This window comes from Acinetobacter yuyunsongii, from assembly GCF_041021915.1.
Lineage (GTDB): Bacteria > Pseudomonadota > Gammaproteobacteria > Pseudomonadales > Moraxellaceae > Acinetobacter.
Genome location: NZ_CP157435.1, coordinates 1,799,122 through 1,817,832 on the forward strand (window position 1 = coordinate 1,799,122; position 18,711 = coordinate 1,817,832).

The following is an 18,711-nucleotide window of genomic DNA, read 5'->3' on the forward strand; positions in this document are numbered from 1 at the left end:
TATAAACAAGTTTTTATTTTTTAAGCTTAAATTTTTTCGTTATTCTGATAGTCCAAATAAAATTATAAATGCAAGGATAGACAGGAATGATTGTTAAACGAGCAACAAAAGAAGATCTTCACCAACTTGCTGTCTTGTTTGATGAATACCGTCAATTCTATGGTACATCATCCAATATTGAACAATCCTATCAATTTCTAAAACATCGTTTCGAAAATAAAGATAGTGTCATTTTCATTCACGTTAAAGATGATGTGCTCACAGGCTTTGTTTTACTGTACCTTGCTTTTTCATCTGTTTCTTGTGAAACCTATTATATTTTAGATGATGTTTATGTAACCCCATCTTATCGAAAACAAGGATCGGCTAAGCAATTAATTGACACCGCAATCCTTTTTGCTCGCCATGAAAATGCACAAAGAATTAGTCTCGAAACACAAAAAAATAATTATGAGTCTCGCCGTCTTTATGAACAAATGGGATTTATTCAAGATGATGAATTCAAAACCTTTCACTGTTTTTTAAAATAGTTACTCGATATCTAAAGCAATATTTTGACTCAATTGTTTTTGCGAAGATGTAAGATAAATCCATTCACCTTCTGGTAATTCAGGAAGCTCAAGTAATCCTATTTGCTGGCGGTGTAAAAGCTCAACTTTATTTCCAACTGCGGCAAGCATACGTTTAACTTGATGGTAAACACCTTGATGAATTGTCATTGTCAATTGATGTGTGGAAAATAGTTGAAGATTGGTTGCGGCATAAATACCTTTTTCATTCCTTAGCTCAACTCCCTGTTCTAAAGCTATTAATTGCTCAGCTGAAATCGGATCGGCAGTCGTTACATGATAAACTTTTGGCACATGCTTGCGCGGATTGGTTAAGGCTTGTAAATATTGACCATCATCAGTCAATAACAATAATCCTGTGGTATCTTGGTCTAGTCTTCCCACGCATTGAATACCCCGATGGATCAAAATTTCAGGCAGTAGGCTAAATACACTTTTATGATGCGTTGCCTGATGTGAACATTCATAGCCCTTCGGTTTATTTAAAACAATGTAGAGATGTTCTCGATATTGGTATTCTTCGCCAAATACTTGAAAACAAAGCTGATCCGTATTTATATTCTGTTTAGGGTTTTCACAAACTTGTCCTTCAATCTGCACAGAACCATTTTTAATTATCTGTTGGCAATACTTTCTTGAACCAAAGCCTTGCGATTGCAAAATTTTTTCCAACAGCATAACTACATCATCCTCATCTCAAATTCAGTCTATTGTACTCGATTCAGCTAGGTATCGTTGCTTACAGCATACTCATTCTTATTTTTTATAATTTATTCACAATCTGTTCATTTGTAATAGAACATATACAAAACTCTCGCCAAACTCTCTCAATCATCCTATTGCGCTCCATATTTTCACTTAAAAGTCTTGTTACATTTGTCTCAAGCAAAAGAATACTGTCCAAAAGAATGGATAAGGAGTTTCACTATGAAATCGAATATGTGGTTATGTAGCGTCATCTTGGCAACCTCATCAATGATGACTGTTGCACATGCAGATAATACAGCACGTGTTGCAGCAACTTCAGCACTTGGTAGTATTGTTGGTACAGCAGTTGGTAAACAACTTGGCGGTAATACAGGTGCCATGATTGGTTCCGCAATTGGTGGTGCTGGTGGTGCAGCAGCATCAAGCAATAAACGTGATCGTACTGAAGCAGCGATTGGTGCGGGTTTAGGTGGTGTGGGTGGTTATACGGTTGGTCGTAATATGGGCGGAACCAATGGTGGTTATATCGGTGCTGCGCTTGGCTCTGCAGGTGGTGCGGTATTAGGTCAAAAAGTAGGTCAAGATCGTGATGCCGATGAACGTTACGAAAACCGTCGTTCTTACGATGAGCGCCGTTACGACAACCGCCGTTCTTATGATGATCGTAGATACTATAAATCTCGTCATCATTACCGTCATGATAATGGCTATCACCGTGGTTGGTATAAAGATTAAGGATCAAATCCAAACGCTTTCTCTTTTGGCGCCTTCGGGCGCTTTTTTATTTTATCCAATGCGCAACAAATATCGACAATATTCGATATACAAAACCAAACTTATATCGTATTATTTCGATATATGATTTTGAGAGTTAAAAAATGAAGTCACTACAAGAGATCAAATTTTCAATTTTGGAGTTAGCTCCTGTCAGAGACGATAAAAGTATTGAATTTTCACTTCGTCATACACTAGAAGTTGCTCAACACGCTGAAAAGCTTGGTTATGAACGTTTCTGGTTAGCTGAACATCACAATATGGATGGAATTGCGAGTTCCGCAACGGCAGTTTTACTAGGATTCATCGCAGCAAATACACACAAAATTCGCTTAGGTTCTGGTGGCATCATGTTACCTAATCATGCACCATTAGTTGTTGCAGAACAATTCGGGACTTTAGCTACACTTTATCCAAATCGTTTTGAACTTGGTTTGGGGCGTGCTCCAGGAACTGATCAAATGACGATGCGTGCATTACGACGCGGGCGTCAAGAAACCGAAGATCAATTTCCTCAGGATGTAATGGAAATTTTGCAATATTTTAAAGACCCACAGCCCAACCAGAAAATTATTGCCACCCCAGGTCAAGGCACTCATGTACCTGTCTGGTTGCTAGGTTCAAGTCTGTTTAGCGCACAGCTTGCTGCAAAGTTGGGACTTCCCTATTCTTTTGCATCACATTTCGCTCCACGTATGTTAGGTCAAGCAATCGAAATTTACCGTGAGAATTTTCAAGCATCTGAATATCTTGATAAACCTTATGTGTCAATGGGCGTACCAACAGTCGTTGCGGCAACTGATGAAGAAGCACAATATTTAGCTACCAGTTCTTATCAGCGTATTTTAAACCTGATTCGGGGGCACAGTCTAAAACTCAAACCGCCAACTGAATCAATACAAGGTCTGGCAAGCAGCGCTGAGCAACTCGCCATCCAGAATTTCTATGCAATGGCTCAAATTGGTTCACAGGAAACTGTCAAAACAGGACTGGAAAAAATTGCTGCGCAATATGATGTAGATGAGTTTATCTTCACCTGTGATATTTACGATACACAAAAACGTCTGGAAAACTTTAGCTTGCTCATGGAGCTAAAAAACCAGTAGGCAATCCTATTTTCAAATAAGCATTGCCTCGTTCCGCAATGCTTATTTCATCACGCCCATGTATTGATAGGAGGTATTTTTTTTGCAGTAACGTAGATACTTTCCTTGAGGTTTATAGTTTTTATCCAGCAACATAATATCAATATTATTCTTCAAGCTTTTGTCTGTACGGATATAATCAAGTGTCTCATCCGAGCTTTCATGGTTTTTACAGTCAAAATCGACCTGAATGGCATCAAGCGCTGCTTTATGAGGTTCCCAATCTTATTTCTTCAAAATAAAAAAGCGTAGCCCATCCTCTACGCTTCTCATTTAAAGATACTATTTAGCCAATACGACGTTTTAAACCAGTCAACTGTAAAATACGCGTTGAAATTTCTTCAATCGACATTTCAGTGACGTTCAAATACTTAATACCTTCAGAAATATAAATACCCTCTATGGCACGTAATTCCATTTGGCACTGACTAAAACTTGCATAACGACTATTGGCTTTTCGTTCGCTACGAATAGCGACCAATCGCTCAGCATCAATCATTAAACCAAAGAGCTTATTTTTATGTGCTCGTAGCACAGCAGGTAGACGATTATCATCTAAATCTTCTTCAGTTAAGGGATAGTTCGCAACACGAATTCCAAACTGTAATGATAAATAAATCGAGGTTGGTGTTTTCCCAGATCGAGAAACGCCAACTAAAATCAAGTCAGCTTTATCATAATGACGAGTTCGAGCACCATCATCATTGTCTAATGCAAAATGTACTGCATCAATACGAGCCTTATAAGATTCAGAATCTGTTACAGCATGGGTCTGTCCAACTAAAGTTGTTGGTGGTGTACCCAACTCTTGCTCAAGTTTACTAATTAATCCCTCGAAAACATCCAAATTTACGGCTTTAGCTGTATTAATAATTTCACGAACATGTGGGTCTACCAATGTGTCAAAAACAAGTGGTAAACATCCATCTCTTGATTGGCATCCATTGATGTCAACCACCACATTCATTGCAGCTTCTTCAGTGGTAATATAAGGCATAATATGAATATCAAAATCGACATTCGGAAATTGCGCAAGTAGTGAATGTCCAAGGGTTTCTGCGGTAATTGCAGTACCATCCGAAATAAAAAATACACTCCGTTTAATTTGTTTACTTTCGGGCATCAAAATTCTCCTTAAACATTTGTCTTAGTGCTCTATAATCTTTATAGTAAACTCATCTAACATGACTGTCGCTTAGTAAAATACTAAATCTAAGCACATTCGTATAATTTCATACCAATGATGGTCATTCATACTGCAAAAAAAGTGGAGTAAATACTTTGGAAGCGCGCGTAATCGGTCTGGAAAAATTAGGGAAACACGATGTCGAACTCGTAGGTGGGAAAAACTCATCTTTGGGTGAAATGATCAGCCATTTATCCAATGCTGGTGTATCGGTACCTGGTGGCTTTGCAACAACTGCTGCTGCCTATCGTGAGTTCTTGGATCAAAGCGGCTTAAATGCTCGAATTCAGGCTGAACTTGAGCAGCTAAATGTTGATGATGTAAACGCACTTATAGAGACAGGCGCTAAAATCCGTAAATGGATCGTTGATACCCCACTTACTGCTAATTTAGAACAAGAAATTCGTGACGCATTTACAGCACTTTCAAACGGTAATCCAGACATCGCTGTTGCTGTACGCTCTTCTGCGACTGCTGAAGATTTACCTGATGCTTCTTTTGCAGGACAACAAGAAACTTTCTTAAATATTCGCGGAATTGATAACGTTCTTATCGCGATTAAAGAAGTTTTTGCTTCGCTTTATAATGACCGTGCCATCGCGTACCGTGTACACCAAGGTTTTGAACACAGTGTTGTTGCCCTATCTGCGGGTGTACAACGTATGGTTCGTTCAGAGACTGGTGCTGCAGGTGTAATGTTTACGCTTGACACAGAATCTGGTTTCCGTGATGTGGTATTTATTACCGCATCATACGGTCTGGGTGAAATGGTTGTTCAGGGAGCTGTCAACCCTGACGAATTCTATTTGTCAAAACCATTGTTAAATGCAGGTAAACACTCAGTCTTACGCCGCAATCTCGGTTCTAAACACCAAAAAATGATTTATGGTGAAGAAGGCGCTGCAGGTAAATCCGTTGTTGTGGTTGATGTTGAAAAACCAGAGCGTCAACAATTCGCATTAAATGATCATGAATTACATGAACTTGCTAAACAAGCATTGATTATTGAACAACATTACGGCTCGCCAATGGACATCGAATGGGCGAAAGATGGTGATGATGGTCAAATCTACATCGTTCAAGCACGTCCTGAAACTGTTAAAAGCCGTCAAAATGTCGGCACAATGGAACGTTACCTATTAAAACAACGTGGCACTGTCATCTGTGAAGGTCGTTCAATTGGTCAACGCATTGGTTCTGGTAAAGTTCGTGTTGTAACCTCGATTAAAGAGATGGATAAAGTACAAGACGGTGATGTACTTGTATCAGACATGACTGACCCAGATTGGGAGCCAGTAATGAAACGCGCCGCAGCGATTGTGACCAATCGTGGTGGCCGTACTTGTCACGCTGCAATCATTGCACGTGAGTTAGGTGTACCTGCAATCGTGGGTTGTGGTAATGCAACAGAAGTATTAACCGATGGTCAAGAAGTCACTGTTTCGTGTGCTGAAGGTGATACAGGCTTTATCTATGAAGGCGCATTAGATTTTGAGGTGCAACGTAACTCAATTCACTCAATGCCAAAACTTCCATTTAAGATTATGATGAATGTTGGTAATCCAGACCGTGCATTCGACTTTGCTCAAATTCCAAATGAAGGGATTGGTCTTGCACGTCTTGAATTCATCATTAACCGTATGATCGGTGTACATCCTAAAGCGCTTCTCAATATTGACAGCCTACCACGTGAAACGCGTGCTGCTGTAATGACACGTACATCAGGTTATTCTTCGCCAATCGAATTCTATGTAGAAAAGTTAGTTGAAGGTATTTCAACACTTGCAGCTGCATTTGCTGAAAAACCAGTCATCGTTCGTATGTCTGACTTTAAATCAAATGAATATGCGAATTTAATTGGCGGTAAATTATACGAGCCAGAGGAAGAAAACCCAATGTTGGGCTTTCGAGGTGCGAGTCGTTACGTATCTGACAACTTCCGTGACTGTTTTGAGCTTGAGTGCCGTGCTTTGAAGAAAGCCCGTGATGAAATGGGTTTAACCAATATTCAAATCATGATTCCATTCGTGCGTACAGTGTCTGAAGCCAAACGTGTTATTGAGTTGCTTGCTCAAAATGGTTTAAAACGTGGTGAAAATGGCCTCAAAATCATCATGATGTGTGAGCTTCCAACCAATGCTTTATTGGCTGAACAGTTCCTTGAGCACTTCGATGGTTTCTCAATTGGTTCAAATGACTTAACACAATTAACACTTGGTCTTGACCGTGATTCTGGTATCGTATCTCACTTATTCGATGAGCGTGATCCAGCGGTTAAAGCCCTTCTTTCTATGGCAATTCATGCATGCCGTAAAGCAGGAAAATACGTTGGTATTTGTGGTCAAGGTCCTTCAGACCACCCTGACCTTGCTAAATGGCTCATGGAACAAGGTATTGAATCTGTGTCACTTAACCCTGACTCAGTGCTTGATACTTGGTTCTTCCTTGCTGAAGAACAAATCAAGAAAGCCTAGTCTTTTAAAAAAAAGACCCTTTCGTAGGGTCTTTTTTCATCTTTAGTCATTGAGAATTTTTAATTATGCAAATTTACTTGGCTCGTAATAACCAACAAGCTGGACCTTATAGTTTAGACCAACTGAACCAAATGCTTTCTAGCCAACAAGTATTACTTACAGACTTGGTTTGGCACGAAGGTATGAGTGAATGGAAAACTCTTGGCGAACTCACTCAAGGAAAACTTGTCTACGAACCTGTAGGTTATTCATCATTCAATCATCAAATTAACAATCAAACTGAGCAGTCAACTTTTAAAATTAAAGTTGAACAAAAAACATCTGAACTCGCCTCATTTCATTCTCGTGCACTCGCTAAGGTGATTGACTTAACACTTTGGCTTCCAATGGCCGCTATACCATCTTTTTTCTTTAACGAAAGCCAGTACACAGAATTATTTAAAATTCAAAAGCAATTACAAGCAAGCCAAGTCGCTTCAAGTGAAGCAGTTGAGTTGCAGCATCAACTTATGCAGCTTATTCCAAATGAAGCATGGATGAGTATTTTTGTTTATTTGATCCTAATGCTGATGCTGCAAGCTTTTTTAATTGCGAAGTCTGGACAAAGCATTGGTAAAAAAATAACCAAAATTAAAATCGTAGATGCTGAAACACATACGGCAGTCAATACGATTAGAGCTTTTTGGTTGAGAAGTGCTTTATTTATCATTCTGAATTTATTGTTTATGCCATTTATTACCATTATCGACTATGCATTCTTTGCATTTAATAAAAATCGCCAAACTTTGCACGATAAATTGGCAAAAACTAAGGTCGTAAAGCAATAATTTTTAATTAACTAAGCAAAAGAGGATTTATTCCTCTTTTTTCCTCTACAAAATTGATATTTATAGAAAAAATATACATTTCAACAACAATTCCTACAAAATAAATCAGGTTTCAAAACAAGTATTTCTGACTGTGTTAGATGTAGCTTAGTTTTTCAATATGAGGCATAATGCCCAACAACGTAGCGGTGTCGCATGATTGCTAAGCATTTCACAAAAAATTCTTATCAATCATGCGACACTTTAATCGCTATCCCATAATTTAAATTAGGGAATGGGACTCTTCACCGAGGTTGTAAAATGAGACAAACGATTTTAGCTGTATTGTCTTTATCAACGATGGCTGCGCTCTTGACAGGGTGTGGCGGTGATATGGTACTTCTAAACAATAAAGGTCCAGTAGGTCAAGGTCAAAGTAGCCTGATGATGACTGCGATCTATCTAATGCTATTGGTGGTGATTCCATCAATCGTTATGGCATTATGGTTTGGTTGGCAATATCGCGCATCGAATAAAGATGCAGACTATAAACCTACTTGGGCACACTCTACGACAATTGAGATCGTTGTTTGGGGTGTTCCTGTCATTATTATTGGTATTTTAGCTTGGTTAACTTGGTGGGGTTCCCACAAGTACGACCCTTACCGTCCGTTAGAATCAGATAAAGCACCATTAACTATTCAAGCTGTCGCTGAACAGTTTAAATGGATTTTTATCTATCCTGAGCAAAACATTGCAACGGTAAACGAAGTACGCTTCCCAGAAAAAACGCCTGTAAGCTTTAAGATTACTTCTAACTTTACGATGAACTCGTTCTTCATCCCACAGTTAGGTGGTCAGATCTATGCAATGGCGGGTATGCAGACTCATCTTCACCTTTTAGCGGACGAACCAGGTGTATTCCGTGGTTTCTCAGCTAACTATTCAGGTTATGGTTTCTCACAAATGCGCTTCAAGGCACATAGTGTAACTGAACCAGAGTTTGCACAATGGGTAGAAGCTGTTAAAGCGGGTAATGGTACAAGTATCAATGCTGAAGCAATTCAAAAAGGTACACTTGACCAAGCTGAATTAGCGACACTTAAAGATGGCGATCGTTCTAAACATCAGATCGAAATTCTTATAAACCGTGCTAAGGCTGCTGGTGATGAAGAAGCACTTGCTAAAGCTGAAGCTATGAAACCGTTCCCGAACAAGCCACACCCTGTGACTTATTACTCTTCAGTTGAGCCAAAATTGTTTGAAACAATTATCAACCACTACATGAGTAATTATCACGGTGCTGACCACTCTGCTGCTGGACATGCAACAGCAGAAACTCATGCTGCAGCTGAACATGCTGCTCAAGGGGAATAAGACATGGATATGATTTTTGGCAAATTAGGCTGGGATTCTATTCCAACAGAGCCGATTGTACTCGTTACCATGGTCATGATGGCTCTTGGTGGCATTGCAGTTCTAGGCGGTATTACCTATTTCAAAAAATGGGGATACTTATGGAACGAATGGTTCACATCTGTAGACCATAAGAAAATTGGTATCATGTATATCATCGTATCAGTAGTCATGCTTCTGCGTGGTTTCGCCGATGCGATCATGATGCGTTTACAACTTTTCCTCGCTAAAGGCGGTGGTGAAGGTTACTTACATCCAGACCATTACGATCAGATCTTTACAGCACACGGTGTAATCATGATCTTCTTCGTAGCGATGGGTCTCGTTGTCGGTATGATGAACATCTCAGTACCATTACAAATCGGTGCTCGTGACGTTGCATTCCCATTATTGAACTCTTTAAGTTTCTGGTTATTCGCAGGCGCTGCTGGTTTGATGATGGTTTCACTTGTACTAGGTGAATTCGCTTCGACTGGTTGGATGGCTTACCCTCCTCTATCTGGCATTCAATATTCTCCTGGTGTCGGTGTTGACTACTATATCTGGGCACTCCAAGTTTCTGGCTTAGGTACGCTTTTATCTGGTGTTAACTTCTTTGTTACCATCATTAAAATGCGCGCACCTGGCATGAAATTAATGGACATGCCTATTTTCACATGGACTTCACTGTGTACGGCTGTATTAATCATTGCATCATTCCCTGTATTAACAGGTACGCTTGCAATGCTTACTTTAGACCGTTACTTCGGTTTCCATTTCTTCACTAATGAGCTTGGCGGTAGCCCAATGCTTTACGTGAACTTGATCTGGACATGGGGTCACCCTGAAGTATATATCTTGGTATTACCAGCATTTGGTTTATACTCAGAAATCGTTGCAACCTTCTCTCGTAAAGCGTTGTTCGGTTACAAGTCTATGGTGTATGCAACTATCGCGATTACTGTACTTGCGTTCGTTGTATGGCTTCACCACTTCTTCACCATGGGTGCTGGTGCGAACGTGAATGCGTTCTTCGGTATCATGACCATGGTTATTGCGATTCCTACAGGTGTGAAAATCTTCTCTTGGTTATTCACGATGTATAAAGGTCGCATCACCTTTACTACTCCAATGTTATGGACGCTTGGCTTCCTAGTAACATTCGGTATTGGTGGTTTAACTGGTGTACTTATGGCTGTTCCGCCTGCGGACTTCCTTGTACACAACTCACTCTTCTTGATCGCTCACTTCCATAACGTAATTATCGGTGGTGTGGTGTTTGGTATGTTTGCCGGCATCATCTTCTACTGGCCGAAAATGTTTGGTTGGAAGCTCAACGAAGCATGGGGTAAAGCTGCGTTCTGGTTCTGGTTCTTCGGTTTCTATTTTGCATTCATGCCACTTTATATCCTTGGTTTCATGGGTATGACTCGTCGTTTGAATACATATGACAACCCAGAATGGGATCCATACTTAGCGATCGCATTATTTGGTGCCGTTCTTGTTGCTATTGGTATTGCATGTTTCTTAATGCAAATCATCGTTGGTTTCTTACAACGTAAAGACAACATGGACTACACAGGCGACCCTTGGGATAGTCGTACACTTGAATGGTCTACGTCATCTCCTGCTCCATTCTATAACTTTGCACATGTACCAGAAGCTAGCGGCGTTGACCGTTTCTGGACTGACAAAGAAAATGGCGTAGCATATGCACGTAACACTAAATATGAAGACATCCACATGCCGACTGATCGTGCTGCTGGTTTTGTCATTGCAATGTTCATTACTGTTCTTGGTTTTGCATTGATCTGGCATATTTGGTGGCTAGTCGTTGTTTCATTCGTTGCTTCAGTTGTTAGCTTGATCGTAAGCTCATTCACTAAGAATGTTGATTACTACGTACCTGCTGCAGAAGTTGAACGTATTGAAAATGAACGCTATGCGTTACTTGAAAAACACTTGAAGAAGGACTAAGGAAATGGCTGAAGTACTTCATCACGACAACCACGGTCATGACGGTCATCACGAGCACGATGACACAGACTTAACGGTCTTTGGTTTCTGGACATACTTGATGAGTGACTTGATTCTTTTCGGATCACTCTTCATTGCGTTCGCTGTATTAAGCAGTCATATTCCGCCTGGTACCCCAAGTGCGAAAGATCTTTTTGGTGATTCTTTAGGTTTTGTATTAACCGAAACTTTTGCCCTCTTGATCTCTTCGGTAACATTCGGATTTGCAGTTCTTGCATCTTATAAAAAGAATGTAAACCAAGTGATTACTTGGTTATTCATTACTTTCTTATTTGGTGCATCGTTCATTGGTATGGAAATCTATGAATTCCATCACCTTGTACATGCTGGCCACGGTCCGACTCATAGTGCATTCTTATCAGCATTCTTTACTTTAGTTGGTACACACGGTATTCACGTAACTTCTGGTTTAGTGTGGATGCTGGTACTTATGTATCAAATTAAAAAGAATGGTTTGACACTACCGAATACACGTCGTCTTGCTTGCTTAAGCTTGTTCTGGCACTTCCTTGACATCGTTTGGATCTGTGTATTCAGCGTCGTTTACTTACTGGGAGTTCTCTAATGAGTGGTCATGACCATAATGCTGCAGGTGCATCACACGGTAACTTTAAGCAATACACTGTTGGGTTTATCCTATCTGTTATCCTCACCATCATCCCATTCGGGATGGTGATGTCGGGCGGATTTAGCCGTGGCATCTTAGTTACTGTTATTGCAATCGCTGCTGTTGCTCAGGTAATCGTACAACTTGTGTATTTCTTACACATGAATACATCATCTGAACAACGCTGGAACCTTATTGCATTTATCTACACAATCTTATGTATTGCTGTACTTTTAGTCGGCTCTGTGTGGATTATGAATTACCTACACTACAACATGATGATCTAAACTGATTGTCATGTGGAAAAAGTATTTATTCCTGACTAAACCAGGAATTCTCTTTGGTAATTTTATTACCACCTTGGGCGGCTTCTTTTTAGCCGCCCAAGGCTCTATAGACTTCCTCTTATTATTAATTACATTACTTGGAACAACTTTTGTGGTTGCTTCTGGTTGTGTAGTCAATAATGTTATTGATCAAGACATCGATCAAAAAATGCAACGCACAATGAATCGTGCTCTTGTTAAGAAAACCATATCTCCTACTATTGCAATGTTTTATGCTCTTGTATTAGGTGTGATTGGTTTTAGCATGCTCTGGTTCTATGTGAATGCCTATGCATTTTTATTCGCAGTCATTGGTTTTGTCGTCTATGTCGGTTTTTATAGTTTGTGGACGAAACGTACCACGATCCATCAAACCGTGATTGGTAGTATTTCTGGAGCGAGTCCACCTGTTATTGGTTATACGGCTGTAAGTCATCATTTCGATATGGCTGCTCTTCTCATTTTTATTGCATATGCCTTATGGCAAATGCCGCATTCATGGGCAATTGCGATTTATCGTTTTGAAGATTACAAAAACGCAGGCGTGCCTATTTTACCTGTTGCACGTTCTATTCATAGAACTAAAATCGAATCGCTGATCTATGTGATTTTATTCACTGTTGCGATGAATGCTTTGTATATATATGGATATACCAATATTATTTTCTTGGTCATCTGTAATGCACTTTGTATTTACTGGTTTTACATTGGTATTTTAGGATTTAAAGCTGAAGATGATCAGCTTTGGGCAAAACGCTTTTTCCTTTTTTCAGTAATCTTAATTACTGTAATTAGTTTGAGCTTTAGCTTTACATTTAAAAGCCCTGTACCCTTCCTCCCTATTTTTTAAAAAGATAGAGACTTCTCTGTCTTTTTATTCCCCACTTCATTTGTTATCATTTCGTGCAATAAAAACATTTCACCCTTTATTGCCTAAATGAAACTACAAAATAAATTTATATTCAAATCAATTGTCTATTCTTCGCTTTCACTGGTAATTTACTATAGCCCAATCACCTATGCTGGTGTAGAGCAATTTTGCGAGCCAAACCTTGCCATAAATGACAAAAATTTAAACGGTTGTAGCAATCTTCCTGTGTTATATCCAGCAAATGATAGTCAAACCAATATGACTTTACTACTCAGCGACTTAGGGCTTGCAACAATTAAGCCGATGACAGCAGATGGTAATTTATGGGATGCAAGCTACGGTACGGTGCCTTTTGATGCCGCAAATATTTCCGCTTTGACTGAAAACAGGATTTTAAATCAGCGAGAAAAATTATCGCAAAAAGATGAAATCATTTTTGATGAACGTTGCTACAGTTTTAATTCTGGCAATGCTGCTTTTATTAGTCAGGTTAAAATCAATAAGAATATTCCAGCAAATGAAAAACAATTGCTGATTAATGAACGTCAAAAAATGAATCAATGTGGTGATAAAATTGCATTGATTGCCGTTGATCCAAATTGGTCAGTCACAACACGTCAATACGCCTCTTATTTAAACGCCAGTATCCTGTTTTATAATGCAAACTACTCTGCCGCGACCAAAATTTATACGGTATTAAGTACTGTTGAGGATACATGGCTAAAAGAAACTGCACTATATATGCTGATTCGTACCAGCCTCAACTCAGCCTATACAACAGGTGTGGATCAATATGGTGATGTATATCTGGACAATATCAATCAAAATTTACTTAAACAATTTTTAGATCATATTACGGTTTATTTAAAAGCCTATCCAAATGGGCAATACGTTGCGAGCGCACGCGGCTTTATGCGTCGGGGACTATGGCTTTCAAAACGTCAGGATTTATTGGTCAATGAAATCGTTTGGCAAATTCATAACCCCAAATCAAAATTTTATAATCTGGAGATGAGTCAATTACCTGCCGAAATTGATCGTCGGGTATTTAATAGTCAATATTTCAATGTTAAGAATTTAAAAGATCCATTTTTTCTGGCGACTTATGACTTGATGTATATGCGAATGCCTGCATCTGATCCTTATCGCCCAATAACATGGACACAATTAGCAGCTCAAAAAGAATTTTTTAAGGCACAGCCTGAGTTATTCCAATATTTACAGGCAGTTCATTTGCTATTTGTCCAGAATAAACCACAGGAGGCCTTGAGCTATTTACCTAAAGATAATATTAAGAACAACAATTATTTACAGCTAAGCCAGAGCTTTTTAAAGGGGCAAATTTTAGAGAAAACTGGACAGAAACAGCTAGCGGAACACTATTGGAATCAACAGTTTGCCCAAGCAAAAGATAGTTATCAAAAAGGCCTGTTTGAAACGGCTTTATCCAATCATCTCGCTGCCAGACAGGATTATTCAGCTTTTATCGGTAAAAAAGCAAAAATGAGCCAGTTCAATCTGCAACGAAATTTTATTACCCAAGTGGCAAATGCAGACAGTTTACAAAAAATCATCCAGTCGAATGACAGTACCCTTGATCAAAAACAGGCAGCCACCTATACCCTGTTAAGCAAAAGTTTAGTTCATCAAAATTTTGACTTATTTAAACAAAGCTATGCTTTTATGCCCAAAAATGCCATGCAATATAAGGGTTATAACAGTGACAATGAACAATTGAAGAATAAGCCAGATTTTTCTAATTTCATTTGGAATGGAGCAAACATCACACCACAACTAAAATGCTCAAATTTAGATACTTTAGTTAATCAATTGGCTCAGACACCTAAAGATCCATTATTAAATGTTTGCTTAGGAGAATATTTCCGTAGTGAACAAGGATATTCGTTACAGCAACTTTCTTATAATGAAAAACAAACATCAAATTTTTCAGGAAAAATTTTTGCTCGTGGTCAGATTTATCAAGATCTCATCAAATCATCAAGCAAAAGCGATTTACAAGCTTACGCCCTTTATCGCGCAATTCAATGTTATGCGCCAAGTGGTATTAATGATTGTGGTGGTAATGAAGTAAACAAATCTGTCCGAAAACAATGGTTTGATAAAATCAAAACAGATTATCCAAATACCAGTTGGGCAAAATCACTGAAATATTATTGGTAATTGACGATGTTGAAGTGGCTGAAAGCGATCATTTTCACTTTTTTTATTTTTAACTTATTTGCTTGCCAACCGACACAATCTGCAACGTCAACAATTGATGCCTATCATTTCGATTCTTTTTGGATTTGGGGCAACATTCAATCTGCGCCTTACTTAAGTAAGGCGAAAGAACTGTATATTTTGCAAGGAGAAATTCGATATTCAAAACAAAAACACAGCTCTATATTGATCCCACAAGGTGTTTCTATCCTAAAATTACCCCGTCAGAAAATTTGGTTAGTTTTTCGCACACATCATCTGGCTTGGAACGAACAAAACTATCAAACTGTTTTCAAACGTTTAGAACATTGGAGAAATCAAGGTAATCAAGTTCAGGGAATTCAAATTGATTTCGACAGTCGAACCCATGATTTAAAAGAATATGCCCTTTTTCTAGAAAGTTTCAGAAAAAGACTCCCTCCCTCTTATCAACTTAGCATTACAGGATTACTGGACTGGACAAATTTTAAGGATCAGAAAACTTTAACTATTTTGAGAAATAATATCAGTGAACTTGTGATCCAAACCTATCAAGGTACAACCACCATTCCCAATTACCCACAATATTTAAAACGTATCTCTGCAATGCAACTGCCTTATAAAATCGGTTTTGTACAAAATGGGTTACGTCAAAATAACTCAAACGATTTTAATGACCCTCATTTTAAAGGCTATATCATCTTTTTACTTCGATCTAAAACATGAATTTACTTGCGATTTAAATGAAATGTGTCTAAAATCCCAGCTTCGCAATTTGCGACATAACTAAATTAGTTATGACTCCTTGCTTCTGGCTTTTTAGTTGGGGGCTGCTTAAACCGTAAGGAGCTGACAATGCGTCACTACGAAATCGTACTATTGGTACACCCAGACCAAAGCGATCAAGTTGTAGGTATGGTTGAACGCTATATCTCTCAGATCAAAGAAGCTGAAGGTCAAATTCACCGTTTAGAAGATTGGGGCCGTCGCCAATTGGCTTACCCAATCAACAAGATTCACAAAGCACACTACATTCTTATGAATGTTGAATGTGGTCAAACGACTCTTGATGAATTAGAAGAATTGTTCCGTTATAACGATGCAATCATTCGTAACATCATCATCCGTCGTGAACACGCAATTACTGAAGAATCTTTACTTGCTAAGAGTGCTGAAGAGAAACGTGCGCGTAAAGCTCAACGTGAAGAAGCACAACAAGCAATTCAAGAAGCTGAATAAGGAGAACCTCAATGGCACGTTTTTACCGTCGTCGCAAGTTCTGCCGCTTTACAGCTGAGAATGTTGCGTACATCGACTACAAAGATATCGACACTTTAAAACAGTACATCACTGAAAACGGCAAGATTGTTCCTAGCCGTATTACAGGTACTAAAGCTCGTTATCAACGTCAATTAGCGTTAGCTATTAAACAAGCTCGCTATTTGTCTTTGATTCCGTACACTGACAACCATAAGTAAGTGAGGTGAGCTGTGGACGTTATCTTATTACAACGCATTAAGAACCTTGGTAAATTAGGCGACAAAGTATCAGTTAAAGCTGGTTACGGTCGTAACTTCTTGATCCCTCAAGGTAAAGCTGTAGCTGCAACTGAAGCAAATACTGCTGCATTTGAAGCTCGTCGTGCTGAACTTGAGAAACAAGAAGCTGCTATTTTAGCTGCTGCGAATGCACGTGCTGAACAATTGAACGAAGTAAATATCGTTATCACTGCTAAAGCTGGTGATGAAGGTAAACTTTTCGGTTCTATCGGTACTCGTGATATCGCTGACGCTTTAACGAACGCTGGTCTAGCAGTAGACCGTGCAGAAGTTCGTTTACCAAACGGTGCGCTTCGTCACACTGGTGAATTCAACATCGCAATCCAATTGCATCATGATGTTGTTGCTGAAGTTCTCGTTACTATCGTATCTGAGTAATTTCTGCAAAGAAAAGAGCATGTTTTTACATGCTCTTTTTTTATTCCTAAAATTTTATATTTTAGTACACCCTACTTTTCCAGCAATTAAACAATTTTCTTCCAATTAAATTCTCCTGTCTGCGTCCATTTGGATTAAGATAGTCAGTCGTTACAGTTTCATCTTTTTATTAGGTCTTGTTATGTCACAGGCGAATGCCAATTTTACGAAAAATTCTCCAAACACAGAGAGTAAAGTGAGTGACTCAGGTCAATTAAAAGAATTTCGTACACCACCGCACAATCTCGCAATTGAGCAAGCTGTGCTCGCGGCATTAATGACGGTTGCCGAATCATTTGAACAAGTTAGCGATTTACTTAAAGAAAATGATTTTTATGCAACACGTCATAAATATATTTATCGTGCCATCGAAAAACTAGCGCAAGAAAACTCGCCTTATGATGCTGTATTGGTCAATGATTGGTTACTCAAACAAAACCTGCTTGATGCAATTGGTGGTGAAGAATATTTAATGCAATTGATGGCAGATTCACCTTCAAGCTTTTACAATCTTGAAATCTACGCCAATAAAATTAAAGAATTTTCAACACTACGCGCAATGATTAAAGTCAGTAGTGATATTTTGCAAAATGCTTATGACACCAAAGGTCGCCCTGTCAGTGAAATCCTAGATTTAGCCGAAACCAGTATTTTCTCTTTGGCCGAACAACATAACAACAACAAGAAAGATTCAGGGCCAAAATCGATTAGCTCTGTCACTGCTGATGTGATTTCTAAACTCGATGAACTTTCTAAATTAGACGGCAATATTACAGGTTTAACCACAGGTTTCTTAGAGTTAGATAATAAAACCTCAGGTATGCAACCTGGGGATTTGATTATTGTTGCAGCCCGTCCTTCGATGGGTAAAACCACCTTCGCCATGAACTTAGTTGAAAGTGTACTGCAATACAACCGCTTACCTGCTCTCGTATTCTCAATGGAGATGCCAGCAGACTCGATTGCTATGCGTTTGATCTCAGCAATGGGTAAAGTCCATCAGGGTCATCTACGTTCAGGTAATCTCGATGCAGATGAATGGACCAAAGTCACAGGAACTATTCTTCAATTACAAGAAATGCACCTCTATATCGATGATTCCTCTGCCCTACCACCAACCGAACTTCGTGCACGTGCGCGACGTATTGCCAAAATGCATGATGGAAAAATCGGCTGTATCATGGTCGACTACTTACAGTTAATGAAAGTGCCGGGTATGGGCGATAACCGTGTGGGTGAGATTTCGGAGATTTCTCGAAGCTTAAAAGCACTAGCTAAAGAAATGCAATGCCCTGTCATTGCACTGTCTCAGCTTAACCGTAGTTTGGAGAACCGACCAAATAAACGCCCTGTCATGTCAGACTTACGTGAATCAGGCGCAATCGAGCAAGATGCCGACTTGATCATGTTTATTTATCGTGATGAAGTCTATAACAAAGAGTCTAAAGAAGCTGGTACAGCCGAAATTATTATCGGTAAACAACGTAATGGTCCAATTGGTTCAGTTCGTCTTGCCTTTGAAGGTCAATACACTCGCTTTAGTAACCTTTCACCTGAGTTCTATGCTCAATACGATGACGAGGAATAATCCCTCGGTTATTGATCTGCCTTAAAAACTTTCCATGTCGACCCAAAGGA

The 18,711-nt window shown here is 39.1% G+C and carries 18 protein-coding genes; 16 read left to right on the forward strand and 2 right to left on the reverse strand.

Translation table 11 applies throughout. The annotated features are described in order from the left end of the window. The first annotated feature begins 86 nt into the window (after positions 1–86). Complete coding sequence (locus ABLB98_RS08670; protein ID WP_087536111.1) at positions 87–530, forward strand: N-acetyltransferase; 444 nt, start codon at positions 87–89, stop codon at positions 528–530. On the opposite strand, the gene ABLB98_RS08675 is transcribed toward ABLB98_RS08670, so the two are convergent. Further along, entirely contained in the window at positions 531–1,247 is a 717-nt protein-coding gene (locus ABLB98_RS08675; RefSeq protein ID WP_348882460.1) for a pseudouridine synthase, read from the reverse strand. Between the two features lie 249 nt (positions 1,248–1,496). Here ABLB98_RS08675 and ABLB98_RS08680 point away from each other — a divergent pair, with 249 nt between their 5' ends. Both ABLB98_RS08680 and ABLB98_RS08685 read left to right on the forward strand, forming a co-directional pair. Continuing rightward, positions 1,497–2,012, forward strand: a complete 516-nt coding sequence (locus ABLB98_RS08680) for a glycine zipper 2TM domain-containing protein (protein WP_348882461.1) — start codon at positions 1,497–1,499, stop codon at positions 2,010–2,012. A 143-nt stretch (positions 2,013–2,155) separates the two neighbouring features. After that, positions 2,156–3,157 (forward strand): LLM class flavin-dependent oxidoreductase, encoded by a 1,002-nt coding sequence (locus ABLB98_RS08685; RefSeq protein ID WP_348882462.1) that lies wholly within the window; start codon positions 2,156–2,158, stop codon positions 3,155–3,157. 325 nt (positions 3,158–3,482) lie between these two features. Here ABLB98_RS08685 and ABLB98_RS08690 read toward each other — a convergent pair whose 3' ends face one another. Further along, positions 3,483–4,319, reverse strand: coding sequence for a pyruvate, water dikinase regulatory protein (locus tag ABLB98_RS08690; RefSeq protein WP_004661375.1), 837 nt, complete (start codon positions 4,317–4,319; stop codon positions 3,483–3,485). A gap of 158 nt (positions 4,320–4,477) precedes the next feature. Here ABLB98_RS08690 and ppsA point away from each other — a divergent pair, with 158 nt between their 5' ends. From ppsA to dnaB, 13 genes are all read left to right on the forward strand, one after another. Then, a complete protein-coding gene (gene ppsA / locus ABLB98_RS08695; RefSeq protein ID WP_004661374.1) occupies positions 4,478–6,856 on the forward strand; it encodes a phosphoenolpyruvate synthase in 2,379 nt (792 codons plus the stop codon). Between the two features lie 65 nt (positions 6,857–6,921). Then, entirely contained in the window at positions 6,922–7,683 is a 762-nt protein-coding gene (locus ABLB98_RS08700; protein WP_005215378.1) for an RDD family protein, read from the forward strand. Between the two features lie 300 nt (positions 7,684–7,983). Further along, complete coding sequence (cyoA, locus tag ABLB98_RS08705) at positions 7,984–9,039, forward strand: ubiquinol oxidase subunit II (protein WP_348882463.1); 1,056 nt, start codon at positions 7,984–7,986, stop codon at positions 9,037–9,039. 3 nt (positions 9,040–9,042) lie between these two features. Then, a complete protein-coding gene (gene cyoB, locus ABLB98_RS08710) occupies positions 9,043–11,034 on the forward strand; it encodes a cytochrome o ubiquinol oxidase subunit I (RefSeq protein ID WP_249569980.1) in 1,992 nt (663 codons plus the stop codon). A 4-nt stretch (positions 11,035–11,038) separates the two neighbouring features. Further along, positions 11,039–11,659: a cytochrome o ubiquinol oxidase subunit III gene (gene cyoC / locus ABLB98_RS08715; protein WP_087544273.1), complete on the forward strand. Its 621-nt coding sequence runs from the start codon at positions 11,039–11,041 to the stop codon at positions 11,657–11,659. Continuing rightward, on the forward strand, positions 11,659–11,988 hold the full coding sequence (locus ABLB98_RS08720) for a cytochrome o ubiquinol oxidase subunit IV (RefSeq protein ID WP_087536102.1): 330 nt from the start codon (positions 11,659–11,661) through the stop codon (positions 11,986–11,988). Before cyoC ends, ABLB98_RS08720 begins: the two co-directional genes overlap by 1 nt. Positions 11,989–11,998: 10 nt before the next feature. Continuing rightward, positions 11,999–12,877, forward strand: a complete 879-nt coding sequence (gene cyoE, locus ABLB98_RS08725; RefSeq protein ID WP_348882464.1) for a heme o synthase — start codon at positions 11,999–12,001, stop codon at positions 12,875–12,877. A gap of 87 nt (positions 12,878–12,964) precedes the next feature. Next, the gene (locus tag ABLB98_RS08730; protein ID WP_348882465.1) at positions 12,965–15,079 is read left to right on the forward strand and encodes a hypothetical protein; all 2,115 of its coding nucleotides are present in this window, start codon (positions 12,965–12,967) and stop codon (positions 15,077–15,079) included. A gap of 6 nt (positions 15,080–15,085) precedes the next feature. Then, positions 15,086–15,823, forward strand: coding sequence for a DUF3142 domain-containing protein (locus ABLB98_RS08735; RefSeq protein ID WP_348882466.1), 738 nt, complete (start codon positions 15,086–15,088; stop codon positions 15,821–15,823). A 129-nt stretch (positions 15,824–15,952) separates the two neighbouring features. Then, positions 15,953–16,336 (forward strand): 30S ribosomal protein S6, encoded by a 384-nt coding sequence (gene rpsF, locus ABLB98_RS08740; protein ID WP_004654408.1) that lies wholly within the window; start codon positions 15,953–15,955, stop codon positions 16,334–16,336. Between the two features lie 11 nt (positions 16,337–16,347). Then, positions 16,348–16,575 (forward strand): 30S ribosomal protein S18, encoded by a 228-nt coding sequence (gene rpsR, locus ABLB98_RS08745; protein ID WP_000090661.1) that lies wholly within the window; start codon positions 16,348–16,350, stop codon positions 16,573–16,575. Between the two features lie 12 nt (positions 16,576–16,587). Further along, positions 16,588–17,034 (forward strand): 50S ribosomal protein L9, encoded by a 447-nt coding sequence (rplI, locus tag ABLB98_RS08750; protein WP_004912185.1) that lies wholly within the window; start codon positions 16,588–16,590, stop codon positions 17,032–17,034. Positions 17,035–17,215: 181 nt separating this feature from the next. Beyond that, entirely contained in the window at positions 17,216–18,661 is a 1,446-nt protein-coding gene (dnaB, locus tag ABLB98_RS08755; RefSeq protein ID WP_087536098.1) for a replicative DNA helicase, read from the forward strand. Positions 18,662–18,711: the final 50 nt, after the last annotated feature.